The 14,944-nt window shown below is 70.2% G+C and carries 11 protein-coding genes; 4 read left to right on the top strand and 7 right to left on the bottom strand.

What is annotated here, in order from left to right; translation table 11 throughout:
* The first annotated feature begins 101 nt into the window (after window positions 1–101).
* Together FB548_RS00960 and FB548_RS00955 are read left to right on the top strand one after the other, a co-directional pair.
* Window positions 102–1,565, top strand: coding sequence for a serine hydrolase domain-containing protein (locus tag FB548_RS00960; RefSeq protein WP_142122908.1), 1,464 nt, complete (start codon window positions 102–104; stop codon window positions 1,563–1,565).
* A gap of 73 nt (window positions 1,566–1,638) precedes the next feature.
* The gene (locus FB548_RS00955; RefSeq protein ID WP_142122907.1) at window positions 1,639–1,935 is read left to right on the top strand and encodes a hypothetical protein; all 297 of its coding nucleotides are present in this window, start codon (window positions 1,639–1,641) and stop codon (window positions 1,933–1,935) included.
* Window positions 1,936–1,992: 57 nt separating this feature from the next.
* On the opposite strand, the gene FB548_RS00950 is transcribed toward FB548_RS00955, so the two are convergent.
* A complete protein-coding gene (locus FB548_RS00950) occupies window positions 1,993–2,580 on the bottom strand; it encodes a hypothetical protein (RefSeq protein ID WP_142122906.1) in 588 nt (195 codons plus the stop codon).
* Window positions 2,581–2,711: 131 nt separating this feature from the next.
* Complete coding sequence (locus tag FB548_RS00945; protein WP_142122905.1) at window positions 2,712–3,212, bottom strand: M48 family metallopeptidase; 501 nt, start codon at window positions 3,210–3,212, stop codon at window positions 2,712–2,714.
* A 76-nt stretch (window positions 3,213–3,288) separates the two neighbouring features.
* Between FB548_RS00945 and FB548_RS00940 the strand changes: the two genes are divergently transcribed.
* On the top strand, window positions 3,289–3,837 hold the full coding sequence (locus FB548_RS00940; protein ID WP_142122904.1) for a DUF2058 domain-containing protein: 549 nt from the start codon (window positions 3,289–3,291) through the stop codon (window positions 3,835–3,837).
* Window positions 3,838–3,874: 37 nt separating this feature from the next.
* Window positions 3,875–4,999, top strand: a complete 1,125-nt coding sequence (locus tag FB548_RS00935; RefSeq protein ID WP_142122903.1) for an alpha/beta fold hydrolase — start codon at window positions 3,875–3,877, stop codon at window positions 4,997–4,999.
* 252 nt (window positions 5,000–5,251) lie between these two features.
* Here FB548_RS00935 and FB548_RS00930 read toward each other — a convergent pair whose 3' ends face one another.
* From FB548_RS00930 to recC, 5 genes are all read right to left on the bottom strand, one after another.
* Entirely contained in the window at window positions 5,252–5,596 is a 345-nt protein-coding gene (locus FB548_RS00930) for a hypothetical protein (protein WP_142122902.1), read from the bottom strand.
* Window positions 5,597–5,604: 8 nt separating this feature from the next.
* The gene (locus FB548_RS00925) at window positions 5,605–5,877 is read right to left on the bottom strand and encodes a hypothetical protein (protein WP_142122901.1); all 273 of its coding nucleotides are present in this window, start codon (window positions 5,875–5,877) and stop codon (window positions 5,605–5,607) included.
* 185 nt (window positions 5,878–6,062) lie between these two features.
* Window positions 6,063–7,940, bottom strand: a complete 1,878-nt coding sequence (recD, locus tag FB548_RS00920) for an exodeoxyribonuclease V subunit alpha (RefSeq protein WP_142122900.1) — start codon at window positions 7,938–7,940, stop codon at window positions 6,063–6,065.
* Complete coding sequence (locus tag FB548_RS00915) at window positions 7,937–11,554, bottom strand: exodeoxyribonuclease V subunit beta (protein WP_142122899.1); 3,618 nt, start codon at window positions 11,552–11,554, stop codon at window positions 7,937–7,939. Before FB548_RS00915 ends, recD begins: the two co-directional genes overlap by 4 nt.
* The gene (gene recC / locus FB548_RS00910) at window positions 11,551–14,925 is read right to left on the bottom strand and encodes an exodeoxyribonuclease V subunit gamma (RefSeq protein WP_142122898.1); all 3,375 of its coding nucleotides are present in this window, start codon (window positions 14,923–14,925) and stop codon (window positions 11,551–11,553) included. The genes FB548_RS00915 and recC overlap by 4 nt, the downstream gene beginning before the upstream one ends.
* Between the last annotated feature and the right edge of the window lie 19 nt (window positions 14,926–14,944).

The following is a 14,944-nucleotide window of genomic DNA, read 5'->3' as shown; positions in this document are numbered from 1 at the left end:
GCCCCACCGGATCGGCGCAGCGCGTGCACGTGCAGCCGCACACGCGACGACAACGCAGGATCGCGCTACTAGGGTGAGGGCTCCCCTTCCGGAGCCGTCCGATGCGCGTCACTTCTTTCCGTCCGTCCGCACCACTGCGCTCCACCGCATGCGTGCTTGCGCTGTCCTGCATGGCTGCGCCCGCGCTTGCCGCCGACACCTGCACCGGGCCGTCCGACGATGCCGGCGCCGCCACTGCGCAGCAACTGCTCCAGGCGCTGGTCGCCACCAACGGTGTGCCGGGCATGGGCGCCGCCGTGTGGCGCGACGACCGCGTGGTGTGGACCGGCTGCGCGGGACTGCGCGATGTCGAAGCCCACGCGCCGGTGCAGCGCGATACGGTGTTCCGGCTGGCCAGCGTCTCCAAGGTCATCGCCGCCACCGCGGCGGCGAAGCTCGCGGAAGAAGGCCGTATCGACATCGACGCACCTGTCGGTGACGCTCTGCCGTGGCTGCCGGCGGCGTGGTCGCCCGTGACGGTGCGCCAGCTTGCGTCGCACACCTCCGGCGCACCGCACTACGCCGGCAACGACCTGCAAGTGCTCGGTCGCGTCCGCTATCCGACCGCGCGCGATGCGGTCGGTATTTTCTCCGGCCGCGCGCTGCTGTCGGCGCCCGGTACTACCTACCATTATTCGTCATGGGGCTACACGCTGCTCGGCGCGGTGATCGAAGCGCGTTCGGGCGAACACTTCCTCGACTACGTCCGCCACCACGTCACCGATGGCCTGGCGATCGGTGCCGACGGCGAAACGGATGGCGGACGCGCTTCGCAGCTGTACGACATCGAACACGGCGCTGTGCGCCACGTACCGCGCACCGACATGAGCTACACCTGGCCCGGGGGTGGACTGGCCGCCACGCCCGAAGCGCTGGCCACCTTCGGCGGCCGCGTGCTGCAACACCGCATCGTCGGCGCCGCGCGCTGGCAGGCGATGCAGCAGCCCACGCGCCTGGTCAGCGGCGAGCCCGCGCACGACAGCACCTACGACGTCGGCTTCGGCTGGCGCATCGGCCGCGATGCCGACGGCGAACCCATCGCGCACCACGCCGGCATCACCACCGGCGCGCGCAGCATGCTGATGCTGTGGCCGGCACAGGACACCGCCGCAAGTATGCTGTCCAACGCGAGGTGGGTGTCGGCGATGGAGCCCACCGCGCAGTTGCTGGCGGCGCCGTTCCGGCCGCAGCCGAACGGATTGGTCGCGGCGGCCTGCCCCGCTTCGGGTCGCCTGGCCGGCACGCTGAAGGGCGCGCGCTTCGACACCGACGCTTCGTTCCGCATCGAGGACGGCCGCTGCGTCGGCGAACTGGTCGCCACCGAAATCGAACCGCTGCGCGCGTTCTTCGCCAGCGCCTACGCGTGGCCCGATCAACGCCTGCGCATCGTCTCGCTGACCGCCGACAGCTCGCTGTCGCGTGCGGCGCTGGTCACGCCTTACGGCCTGTACGACCTGCGCGCCATCAGCGCAAGGCGCTGGTCGGTCACGTTCAACGCCGACGCGACGCTCGAACTGGCGCTGTGATCCACCCGCGCGCGCTTCCGGGGTCTGCGCGTGCGTTGCCTCTCCGGCCCCCATCATGAAAAGGATTCACACGATGCGTTTTCGCACCTTCGCCTGGCATGCCCTGGCACTCGGCTCTCTCACCGCCGCCGGTTGCAGCTCGATTGCCAGCCGCACCAACACCCTGTCGGACGAACGCATCCTGTCCGAAACCGGGGGCGTGCTGGGCCTGTCCCCCTCGGAACTCACCATCGCGGAACGCCGCACCGAAGGCACCAACACTTACGTCACCCTCAAGGCCCGCAACGGCAGAACGTATGCCTGCACCGTCAATGGCGGCAATCTGCTGTCGTTCGGCATGACCAACCCGCCGGTGTGCCAGCCGCGCTGACGCCGTTGCCGCCGCGACCGTTCCCGGTCGCGGCCTTGCCTGACATGAGGCGGGCCGTCAGGTGTTCGGCGCGCCGCAGGCCTGCAGGTCGTCCACCGAACGCGCCGCCATGGCGCAGTCGTAATGGCGCTTGGTGACCGTGCCGGCTTCGGCGCAGACCGCAGACTCCCTGGCCAGCAGCTCCTCGCCCATCATCGCCTGCAGATCGGCGCCGTCGAGCCGGTAGATGTGCTCGTAGTAGGCACGGCATTGCGCTGCCGTCACTTCGCGCGAATCCGACCCTGCGGTGCCGGTGCAGGCCGCTAACCACAACAGGCCGGTCGCGAAGAGAGTCCTGTTCACGTGCATGCGATTCACCTCTTTCATTCGTTGGACCGGATCGGTCGGCGGCACAGTAATGCCGCGTACCTCCGGCACGTTCCATCGTGCGGCCAGCCGGTGGTTGCCTGCGCCGATCCGGTATCGCGCGCGCCCTGCACACGCGAAGCGCTGTAGAACGTTGATGCACACGCGCGCTTTCGCAGTCACTGAACACAGACGTGCCCGGACTTTCACCTTCTCCCCGCTTGCGGGTAGAAGGTGCACGAAGGGCGGATGAGGGGTGCTCTTCGCGCAGAACGCTTGGTACTGATTGAAGGCGCGCATGCGCAACCACCTCAACGCTTCCTGCTGCGCCTGGATCAAGACAGTTGCTCTCTCCGCACGCGGTGCGAGGGAGAGGCGTTGAGGACAGCAGGTCCCCTCTTCATGCCCTGGGCGCGCTGCGGTTAACCGATCTACCTGCCTGCGCCCATCTCCAGGTGCGTCAGGTAAAGCCGCAGATCGAACTCCAGCTGGTGGTAGTCGGGTTCCATGTGCGTGCACAGCTGGTAGAAGGCCTTGTTGTGGTCGGCTTCCTTCAGGTGCGCCAGCTCATGCACCACGATCATCTTCAGGAACTCCGCGGGGGCGTCGCGGAAGACCGTCGCGATGCGGATCTCGCGGCTGGCCTTCAGCCGGCTGCCGTGCACGCGAGAAATCGCGGTGTGGGTACCCAGCGCATGCTTCATCACCTGCAGCGTGCTGTCGTAGGCCACCTTCCCCAGCGGCACCGAGCGGCGCATGTGGCGTTCCTTCAGCGCCTGCACGTAGTCGTACAGCTGGCCGTCGCTGCGCACCGTATGCAGCTGGCCGTACTTGTCGGCCAGCATCGGACCCAGCCGCTCCTGCGCGATCAGCGCACGCACGCGCGCCTGCAGGTCGGCGGGGTACCCGGCGAGGTATTTCAGGGCATCCATCGTGGGCGGGGACGGCGGGTGGCGGGCGGGGACGGCCGGTATGATGGCGCGGAAACCTCCTGCACGACACCACGACATGGCAAAGGGAAATCCGCTACAGGAACAGCTGCTCAAGGCAGGGCTGGTCAAGAAATCCAAACTGGCCGAGGTCGCGCGCGAGCAGAACAAGGCGCGCCATGGCAAGGGACCGGCCGCGCCCAACGACATCCAGCGCGATGCGGAACGGGCACGCGCCGAGAAAGCCGAACGCGACCGCGCCATCGAAGCCGAGCGCAAGGCGCAGGCGCGCAGCGCGGAACTGCGTGCACAGGCGCGGCAGATCATCGAAGACCGCAAGGTGCCGCGCACCGGTGAGCTGGAATACCGCTTCACCGCCCACGGCGCCATCCGTACCGTGCTGGTCAACGACGACCTGCGCCGGAAGCTGTCGGCCGGCGCGCTGGTGATCGTGCAGCTGGACGACCGCTACGAACTGCTGCCACGCGTAGCCGCCGACAAGGTGCGCGAACGCGATGCCGGCATGATCGTGCTGGACCACGGCCAGGGCACCAAGACCGAAGCCGCCACCTCCGAAGACGATGCGTACTACGCGCAGTTCCAGGTGCCCGACGACCTGATGTGGTGACGGCGTCCGCCGCATCGCTTTGACAAGGAGTTCCGCCATGCGCCTGCACCGTCTGCTCACCTGCCTGCCGATCGCGTTGCTGCTGGTGTTGCCGCCGGCACACGCCGTGGATGCCTCCACGGCGGTGGCTGCGCCGGCGGAAGACACCGGCACGTTGGCCGCCGCGCCGTACCGCATCGACATTCCCGTCGACTGGAATGGCGAGCTGGTCATGCTGGTGCACGGCTTCGAGCCGGTCGGCGTGCCGCGCGCGTCGCCGTGGCCGGCCAACGAGGCCACGCCGGTGTTCCTGTCGAAGGGATACGCGGTGGCGCAGAGCGGGTTCGCGACGCAGGGCTGGGCAATGCGCGATGGCATCGACGATACGGAGCGCCTGCGCGCGCACTTCGTCGAACGCCATGGCGTGCCGCGCCGCACGTGGCTGGTGGGTTTCTCGATGGGCGGCGGCATCGCGGTGGCCAGTCTTGAACAGCAGCCGGCGCAGTACGACGGTGCGCTGTCGCTGTGCGGCGCCAACGTGCCGGGCGCTCGGTTGGCGGAGGAGTTGTTCACCACGCTGGTGGCGTTCGATGCGTTCTTCCCCGGAGCCACGGGCGTACCCGACGGTGGGCTGTCCGGCCCTGCCGCGGTGGAGCTCGGGCAGATGGACGTGATGAACACGGTGACCGGCGCGTTGCCCGGCAACCCGCACGCCGCCGCGTTGTTGGCCAAGCGGATAGAGGTTCCTGTCGACACGGTGCCCGGCATCGTCAGCCTGCATGCCCTGGTGTTCAACGACATGCGCCGCCGCGCGGGTGGGCTGCCGGTGGACAATACGCGCACGGTGTACACGGGGTTTGGCGACAACGCGGTGTTCAATGCAGCGGTGCCACGCCATGCGGGCGATGCGGCGGCGATGGCCTATGCAGCCACCGCACCGGCGCTCACCGGGCAGGTGCGCAAGCCCCTGGTGATCCAGTACAACACCGGCGACCCGACCATCGCGCCGCGCCTGCAGCCTCTCTATGCGGCCCTCGTGCGCGCGGGCGGGGACGTCATCGCACCGCTGGTGCTGCCCGACGCGGGCGAAGGGCATTGCGGGTTTTCCCCGGAGCAGATTGGCGAGGCGTTCCGCACGTTGACCCAGTGGTCGGTCACGGGGAAGCGGCCTGGCGGGGAATGAGGCGTGGCCGGTATCGCCGGCCACGTGATGGTATTGCCGCAAAAGAAAGGCCCCGCGTCGCGGGGCCTTCTGCTGTCTGGGACGGCGGCGTATCAGGTACGGCATTGGGCTTCCCTGCGCTCACCCCAACCCATGTGCTGCGCAGGATAAGTCGGGCACGCACCATCCGTCGGCCCGCGTGGGGCCGCTTCGATCATCGGGAGGGAGCAACCACTGCCTGACGGCGCGTGCCGGGGCACGCGCGGGAGGTTCTCAGCGCCAGCTCGCCTTGCGCGAGGGCTGGGGGGGGGTCGGGGTCGGGTCGATGGTGGGCACCAGCATCGACAGGCGAGCCTTGGCGAACTCGCCGCCTCCGGCCACATCCAGCTTGCCCACGCTGTTGGCGTTGATCAGGCCGGTGTCCAGGAACACCTCCTCGCCCACCGTCAACGGATGACGGGCACTGCACAGCTTCGACGGCACATGCAGAACGCTGATGCCATCACGCTGCCACTTGGTCTCCGGCACCAGCCGACGGACGATGGAACCGTCGACCCACACTTCGACCGAATCCGACGATACCGACCGGCACTTGCCGATCCCGACATCAAAAGCCATGCACCCTCCTACAGGGCGGTATGCGTAAGCGTGAACAGGAAACCACGCGCTTCAAGCAGGGCACGCATCCGCCTTTCGGCCGGTGCGCGATGGAATTGGCGGCCCGCCCACAGACTGAAACACGGGCGACCGGTGTTGTGGCCGTGGCCAAGCTCGCGCCGCGACACTGCGATATCCAGCGACTCGCACGCCGTGGCCCACATGACCCGCAGATCGCCGGGACCAATGGATTGTTGCGACCCCAGATGGAGAATGAAGACCTGGACTTGCTGATTCGTCATACGCACCTCCTCGGCACGCGCTCAGTCGCGTTCGGTAAGCCGAGAGGGAGAGAAATCGGCCCGCGGGAGGCGGCGGAGGAGACTGCCAGTCAGCCAGGACAGGTATACGCCCTTGGGGGCGTGACCGCAAACCCGTGTTCATGCTTTGCGACGCGCGTGCGATGCGATCGCACGGCACTGCGGTGTCACGACGCGATGCGTGGCTGCGCCAACCGCCACCCCAGCCCGGACCATCGGCTTGCATGCCGCGACAGTGCGTCGCGGATCACCACTTCGTTGCCGGCGATGTGCAGCTCGCGCCGGGCGCGGGTGATGCCGGTGTAGACGAGTTCGCGCGACAGCACGCGGTTGCCGCGCGCGGGCAGCAAGAGCCAGACCGCGTCGAACTCGCTGCCCTGCGCCTTGTGCACGGTCATGGCGAATGCGGACTCGTGCGCGGGCAGCGATGCGGGGTGGAACGCGCGCGGCTGTGCGGGTGTGTCGCCCGGGAACCAGGCCAGCAGCACGCCTTGCGCATCGCGGAAACATAGCCCGATGTCGCCGTTGAACAGGCGGTGGCGATAGCTGTTCTCGGTGACGATGACCAGCTGGCCGTGGAAGTGGCCTTGCCCGGCGCGCTGCAGGCCGGTACCACCCTCCACCAGCAGGCGCTCGATGCGGGTGTTCAAGGTGCGCGCGCCCTGCGGGCCTTCACGCACGGCGGTGAGGATGCGCAGGCGTGCGGACAGCGCCAGCGCGTCGGTGGGCGTTGGGGCTTCGCCCAGCGCGCGCCAGTGCGACCACAGGTCTTCGCGCTGCATGTCCAGGGGATCGGCCAGGTCTTCGTGGAACCGCACGCCGGCCAGCGTGTCGCCGCGCAGAAGCGAGAGCGTGGCGGAGGCATCGCCTTCGCGCACGGCAGCGGCCAGCGGTGCCAACTGCAGGGCTTCGCTCTGGCGCCAGCCGCGCTGCAGGTGCACGCGGATGCCGGCGAAGCGGTCCTGTCGATGATCCCCGCCAGCATGGTGATCAGTGCGCGGAACATCGCCGAGCAGCGGGCGGAGCGCCCCGGCATCCTGCATGTCGATGTCGTTGCCGTCCCCTGCCGCGCTGAGAATGGCGGCCAGCACGTCGCCCGCTTCCACCGATGGCAACTGGTCCGGATCGCCCAGCAGCACCAGGCGCGTGCCATCGGCCACGGCGTCGACCAGCTTGGCCATCAGCGGCAGGTCGATCATCGAGGCTTCGTCGACGACCACCACGTCGAACGGCAGTGGGTTGTCGGCGTGGTGGCGGAAGCGGGGCGAATCCGGAATCGTGCCGAGCAGCCGGTGCAGCGTCGTCCCCGTGGTGGGCAGCGTTGCGAGCAGGTCGGCGTCCACGCCCTGCGCCGCCAAAGCCTGCACCGCATGGCGGACGCTTTCGGCCATGCGTTCGGCGGCGCGGCCAGTGGGCGCGGCCAGGGCGATGCGCGGCGCGGCGCGGCCTGCGTACTGCGCCTGTGCGGCCAGCAGCACCAGCAGGCGCGCGGTGGTGGTGGTCTTGCCGGTACCCGGGCCGCCAGTGACCAGCAGCAGGGCATGGCGCAGCGCGAGCGCGGCGGCACGCGCCTGGTGGGCATCATGCGCGGCCGGCGGAAAGAGCTGCGCGAACAAAGGCGCGAGCGCATCGATGCCGGTTGCCGGCACCGGGTGCACGGCGAGGCGTTGCAATCCGAGCGCGAGCGCGCGTTCGTACTCGCGATAGCGGCGCAGGTAGAGCAGGTCCTGTTCCAGCACCAGCGGCGCGTGCGGATCGGCGGCGGCATCGGCATCGTCCGGCGTGGCCACCCAGCGCGAGGCAGCAAGGCATGCGCGCCACGCGTCGGCGGATGGCCAGTCGATGGGGGCTTCGGCATCTAGCAGTGCTTTCGGCTCGCGCAGCGAGAGTCCGGCATGGCCCTTGGCGACGGCAAGCGACGCCAGCGCGACGGCGGCCAGCACGGTGTCGGGCGTGGACGCGTCCAGCCGACGCAGGCTCTGCGCGAGGGCGTGGTCGAGGGTGCGCAGGTGGCCGTTGCGGAACAGGGCATCGAGCAGGCTCATGCGGCCACCTCCTGCCCGTGGCCTGCGAACAGGGCGTCGAGTGCATGCACCAGTTCCGGCGCGAAGCGCTGCGCATGCACCCCGAGCGACGCATCGCGCGCGGGTTCGAGTCCACGGCAGAACACGTAGCGGATGCCGCCGAAGTCGCGTGCGTAGTCGTAGCCGTCGCCCAGGCGGAAACGCAGCCAGCGATGCAGCGCGACGGTGTAGACCAGGGCCTGCAGGTCGTACTCGCTGTGCGCCATCGCGGCGGCCAGCGCAGGCGCGTCGTAGCGCGGCAGGCGGTTGGATTTGTAGTCGAGCACGTACCAGCGGCCGTTACGTACGTAGGTCAAATCGATCTTGCCGGTCATCAACCCTTCCAGCCGCGTGCGCAGGCCGAAGCCCTGGCGGGCGCGCACCACGCCATGCGCGTGCAGCAGCGCCAGCAGCGCCGGCACGGCAGTGGGCGCGAGAGCGAAGTGGAATTCGATCTCGGCACGCCGCTCGTATTCGCCCAGCGCATGCAGTGCGCCGCCCTCGGGCAGCGCGACGGTCAGCGTGCGCCCGACCAGCGAGGTGAGCAGAGCGATGCCGTCGGCCAGGTCGTCCTGGGCGTAGCCTTCCCTGCGCAGCGCGGCAAGCAGGGCAGCATGCTCTCCTTCCGGCGCCGCATCACCCACCCGCCACTGCGCCCATGCGCTGAAGCGGGTGTCTTCGAGCGCCGCATGCAGCACGTTGCCGAAACGGCTGCCACTGAAACGCGGGTCGTACGCGTCGGCGGTGATATCGGGGGATGCGTCTGCGTCATCGGGCGGCTGCACTGGTTCGTCCGCGGCCGCGCCATCGGCCTCGGTGGAGGCGGCGTCGATGGCGTGGCCCGCATCGGCATGCGCAAGCTGGGTGAAGCTGTAGACCCACCAGTCGGGCGCGATGGAGCGCCGGGCGATGCGGGCGGGCGGCACCGCGCCCTCGGCCACGGGCGGCAACCACGGCAATGCGGCGGGCGGCGGCGCGGGATCGATGCGGATGCCCGGGTCGCGCGCCACCAAGGCGTCGGCATCGCGCACCATCGCCCACAGCGGAGACTGCGCATGCTGGTAGAAGGCGCCCGCTGCCAGCCACAGCGCGTGGCAGGCGCGGGTCAGGCCGACGTACAACAGGCGCGCGTCTTCCGCACGCTGCGCCTCGCTCCATTGCGCCTTGGCCGCGCTCCAACCGGAGACCTCGTCCTGCAGCTTCCAGTGCAGCACCCGGCCGGCCGCGTCGGTGACGACGACACGCTGGCCGGGATCGGGCGCCTTGCCGCCGATGCCTGCGTACGGCAGGAACACCAGCGGATACTCCAGGCCCTTGCTCTTGTGCAGTGTCACCACCTGCACGCGGTGCGCGTCGGATTCCAGCCGCAGCAGCTGCGCGTCGTCATCGGCGCCGGTGCCGGCATCGGCGATGGCAGCGGCCAGCCAGTCGACGAGGCCGGGCAGGCCGAGCGTCCGCGCGTCGGCTTCCTGCAGCATTTCGGCCGTCTGCAGGTAGTTGGTGAGCCTGCGCTCACCGTCGAGCAGCCCGAGCAGGCGCGGGGCGTGCTCCGCGCACAGGTCGTTGACCAGCGCCAGCGGGCCGCCGCGTTGCAGGCGTTCGCGCCAGTCCTGCGCGCGCTGTTGCCAGCGGCGCATCGCATCGCCGTCGGTCTCGAGTGCGGCGATGCCGGCGGCATCCACGCCCAGCAGGACGGTGGACAGCGCGGTGCGCAGATGGCCGTCGTCCGCGCCGTGCATCAACGTGCCCAGCAGCGCGTGCAGTTCGCGCGCTTCCGGCGTGGCGAACAGGCTGAGCTTGCCGGCCGCGACGGCGGGAATGCCGACCTCGGCCAGCGCCTGCCGGATGCGGGTGGCATCCCGGTGCGTGCGGACCAGCACGGCGATGTCGCCGGGCCGCACGGGCCTGCCGGCGATCGTCGCCGCGCCGGACCGCGCCTCGACCAGCACGCCATGGATGGCGGCCACGCAGGCAGCGGTGGCCAGCTCACGCGAGGTGCCTGCGTCCCAGGGCTTGAGCTTGCCGTCCGGTCCGGGCGCTGGCGATGGCGCCTGCCACACGGTCAGCGCGGGTGCGGCCGCGCCATGGCGCTGGAAGTCGTCATCGTGACGGGTGCCGCCGGGCGCGACCGGATGGAAACGGATCCGCGCATCGACGAACGCGGCGTCGCCGGCCTGTGCGTACAGCGCTTCGATGGCGCGCAGCACCGAGGGCCGCGAGCGGAAGTTGTGCGAGAGCGGCGGCGCGACGACGGCATCGGCCTGCGCGGCGAGGTAGGTTTCCACGTCGCCGCCACGGAAGCCGTAGATCGCCTGCTTGGGATCCCCGATGACGAACAGCGCCGGCTGCGGACTCCTGCTGCCGAACACGCGGTCAAAGATGCGCCACTGGCGCGGATCGGTGTCCTGGAACTCGTCGACCAGCGCGACGCGGTACTGCGCCCGCAGGCGCTGCACCAGGGCGTCCGCATGCGGCGTTTCGAGCGCGTCGGCGACGCCGTCGATCAGGTCGTCGTAGGTCTGCACGCGCAGCTGCTGTTTGCGCAGCGCCAGCCGTGCCCGGGCATCGTCGCGCAGGCGATGCAGCAGGGCGACGCGGCGTGCTTCGCTGTAGGCGTCGACGCGGTCCTGCGCCTGCAGATAGGCATCGATGGCATGAGTCAGCGGCGATTCCGGGGTGCGGCCCGCGCCGCCCTTGCTGGTTTTCTGCAGCAGCGCCTCATGGCGCAGCTGCGGCAGCTTGTCGTGCGCGAATGGCGCGCCTGCATCGTCCGCGATCGCCCACGCACCCAGCGCGTCGAACAGCCCGGTGATCCACTCGACCTTGTAGCTGCCGCCGTGTAACACCTTGCCCTCCACCGCGGCGACCAGCGCATCACGAAACGCGTTCCCGTGGGCGCGGTATGCGGCAGCCAGTGCTTCGCCCGCCGCGCGCAAGGCGGGTGCAGGGTCGGCAGGCAACGGATCGACGGGGTGCGGCTGCAACCGCTGCTCACGCAGCAGCGCGGGCAGGTCGGCCGCCAAGGCCCCGGGACCGCCCTTCCATAGCGCAAGCAGATCCTCCGCACCGTCATCGTCCACGCCATACGCGCGCCACAGGTCGGCCGCGATTTCCTGCCGCAGCGATGTGTCGTTGGCCAGCAACACCGGGGCATCGAAACCATGCCCGCTTTCCAGGGCGTGCTCGCGCAGCACCCGTGCGCAGAAGCCGTGGATGGTGAACACCGCCGCCAGGTCCATGCCGTCGGCGGCGTCGCGCAGGCGACGATGCAGTGCAGCGGGGGATTCGCCACTCCGCGCGACATGCGCGTCGAGGAGCGCGCGCGTCAATGCCACCTCCGGCCCTTCATCGGCGGCGGCGACGGCGGGCAGCGATGCCGCCAGCAGCAGACGGGCACGGATGCGCGCGCGCAGCTCCTGGGTGGCGGCCTCGGTGAAAGTGACGGCCAGGATCTCGCCGATGCGCAGGCCGCCTTCCACCAACAGCCGCACGACCAGCGTGGCCAGGGTGAAGGTCTTGCCGGTACCGGCGGACGCCTCGATGGACTGCACGCCATCGAGCGGCAGCGCGAGATAGGGATCGCGCGCGGCGGTCATCCAGCGTCCTCCGCGTCGAAGACGGGGGCCAGCGCGCGCAACGCATCGGGATCGGTGCCGGCGTAGACCTCGCCCTGCGTGACCGCGAGATAGATCGACATCGAGAGATCCGCGAACCGCAGCCGCGTTGCGTCATCGCTGAACGGATCGCGCCCGCGCAGCGCGAGCCGCAGCGCATCTCCGCTGCCTTCGCTCCAGCTGCGCTCGCTTCCGTACCATTTCTTCGCCGCTTCCTTCAGGCCCGCTTCCATGTCGGGCGCGGCGGCGAAGAATTCCCAACCGCTGTAAGGCGCGAACGGCAGCGGTTCGCGCAGGCCCTGTCCGCGCAGCCAGAGCAGGTGCCGGAGCACAGTGAGCGCCTGGTCCGGAGCGAGCGGCGGGCGCATGTGAGGACCGAACGGATGGCCGGATGCCGGCTTCCTGCCGCCCTCGTGGAATTGAACCAGGGGCAGCGCCAGGCCGGCCGCACTGGCGAGCAGCCAGTCCAGGCCGTCGCGGATCGCCGCGGTTCCGCCCGGAGTACCGATGCGAACGCGGGCAAGCCCGTGCGGATACACGCCCGCCAGCGTGCCGTGCAATGCGACGCCGTCGATGTCCACCTCGATGCGCTGCGTCGCCGGCACGTCGCCGCCACGCCAGTCGGCGAAGGCGCGTGCATACGGCATCACCTCGCTGCGCAGCGCAGCCAGCGTGCGTCGCCCCAACGTACCCGAGGGCAGCAGTGCGCGGGCACGCAGGGCGGCATGCAGCGTGGCGTCATCGTCGCCCTGCAGCACCCCGGCGAACACGGCCGCCTGCACTTCACTGCGCGCCAGGCCGCGGCCCGGCAGCAGCAGAGGTTCGACGTCGTCGCCCGTCTCGTCGATCCCGTCCAGCCGCAAGCCGAGCCGCTGGCGCAGGAACTGCTCGGCCGGTGCGGTCAGGAAGCGGCGCAACAGGTCGACCGACAGCGGGGAGCCGGCGTCGTCAGGTGGCGGCATCGCGTCGCCCGGGAACCAGCGCGGCAGGGGCGAGCGTCGCCCCGCCAGCTGGCCGGCGGCGGGATGCCATTGCCGCCGGTAACTGAAACGGCGCGAGTCCTCGTCGCCACCGAACGCAGCGGGCGAGAACGGCTGCAGCGGGTGGTGCACCACCAGCGTCCTGGCGACGCACGCCGGATCGGCATGCTGCCGCGCGGCGGCGTCGATGAGTTCACTGACCAGCACCGACGGTTCGCGTGCGCTGCCGTCGCGCGGATCGGCACCGAGATAACTGAGAAGGAACACGTCCTGCGCGGCGGCGAACAGTTGCAGGAACAGGAAGCGATCGTCTTCGCGCAGCGAGCGGTCGCCATGCCGGCGCTTGTCGGTGCCGAGTTCGGCCGTGAGCTTGCTCAGGCCGGCGGCGGGATCGCGGCGCGGATAGTCGCCATCGTTCATGCCGAGCACGCAGATCACGCGGAACGGCAACAGCCGCATCGGCACCATGCGGCCGAAGCTGATGCCGCCGGTCAGCAGGGGCGCGCGCGTATCGGCTTCGGCAAGCGTGGTGGTGAAGTGCGCGCGCACCACGTCGGCCGGCACGGTGTCGGCATAGCCCGCTTTCTCCGCCTGCGCGGCGAAGTCGTCGATGAGCATGCGCAGGCGGTCGAGTGCGCGCTGTCGGGCGGGCAGCGTGGGCTCGCGCGGCAGCAGTGCGGCGAGCAGTCCGAGCAGCCGTTCGCGCCATTGCGCGGGCGTGATCGCCTCGCCCAGCGATTTCTGGTGGCGGGCCAGCACGCGCAGCAGGCGGATCAGGGTATCGAGCGCATCGAGCGCGCTGCCTTCCAGTTCCGGCCAGGGCGCGACACCGGCGATGTCGTCCTGCGCGCCACTGGCGTGGCCCAGCAGCAGGCGGTCGAGTGCGAACTGCCAGGTGTAGGCATCGTCGGCGGGCGCGTCGTGCGCGGCACGGTGCTTCGCATCCAGTCCCCAGCGCGCGCCCGCGGCCTGCAGCCATGCGTGCAGGCGCTCGAAGGCGGGGGCATCGAGACCGGCTGCCTCCGCGATGGGCGCACTGGCGAGCAGATCGAGGATCTCGTGGGTGCCGAAGCGCGAGACCGGCAGGCCGAGCAGGCGCACGAGCACGTCGGCCAACGGCTCGCCGGCCAGCGGACTGGTGTCGGCCAGCGCGTACGGCAACCGGTCGCCATCGCCCGGCGCGCCGAACACGGCTTCCAGATAGGGCACGTACGGGTCGATGTCCGGCGCCAGTACCGCGATTTCGCGCGGCTGCAGCGGCGGATCGAAGCGCTCGTCCTCCAGCAACGCACGCAGTTGGTCGTGCAGGACCTGCAGTTCGCGCAGGCGTGTGTGGCAGGCGTGCACCTGCAGGCTGGGATCGTCGGTGCGCAGGGCCGGCAGCAGGTCGAGCGGCTGCGGGCGGCGATGGAACAGGTCCGACTGCAGCCGCCGCAGCAGGCTGCCCCGGAACTTGCCTCCCCCCGCACCGGGATCGGCATGGCCGCGCACGTCCAAGGTGGGGTGCACCAGTTCGTAGCCGCCGATCACGGCCATGAAATCGCGCCCCGCCGCGCCCCAGGCCTGCAGCAGGCGGGCGTCCGCGGTCGTGTCGTCCTCGGCGCCCGCGCGCAGGCGTTGCAGGTCGCCCCAGTAGTCCTTCACCGGCGAAGGGACATAGAAATGCAGCGTGCCCACACGCGCCTGCGTGGCCAGCACGCGCAGCACGTCGGGGGAGACATTGAGCGTGGCGAACGCGAATACGCGCGGCGGCAGTCCCTGCGGCAACGGCTGGCCCGCGCCCTCGAAGCGGTCGAGATAGCGCTGGATGCGCCGCGCGCGGTAGTCGTGGCCGCCGGCAACGTGGCGCCACAGGATCGCCTGCGGGTCGTCGGGATCGGCGCCACTTTCCCAGCGCAGCAACCAGTCGCGACGCCAGGCCTGGTACTTCTCGAACACGTCGGCCAGTTCCCCCGCCAGCGCCCACGGCTTGAGTGGATCGGGCCGGCGCGATGCGGTACCCGCCAGGTAGGCGGCGATCTGCGCCATGGCCGGACGCACGAGCAGCACGGGGTCGGTCAGTGCGGCGTACAGCCGCCAGTGCAGCGCCGCGGCATCGAGATCGTCGCCCTCGCCCGGCACATTGGCGTCCAGCGCACGTGCGACGAACTCGCCGGGGGTGAGGAATTCCAGGTTCGCGGCGATGCCGTGCTCGGTGGCCAGCGTGGCCTGCAGCCAGCGCCGCATCGCGACCTGCGGGATCAGCACGGTGTCCGGCGCCAGCAGCGGCACGCCGGGCGCGGGCGTGCTCAATTCCCGTGCCAGCAGGCCCGCCAGCACCTCCAGCGCATTGGAGTGGTAGAGGCGGAAGTCGGGCGTGGCGTCGGTCGTCATCGTCGTCGCCATTGTGCCG

The organism is Pseudoxanthomonas sp. 3HH-4, assembly GCF_006716465.1.
Lineage (GTDB): Bacteria > Pseudomonadota > Gammaproteobacteria > Xanthomonadales > Xanthomonadaceae > Pseudoxanthomonas_A.
The sequence above is the reverse complement of the archived record's forward strand: the minus strand, read 5'-3'. Positions and strand labels throughout refer to the sequence as shown.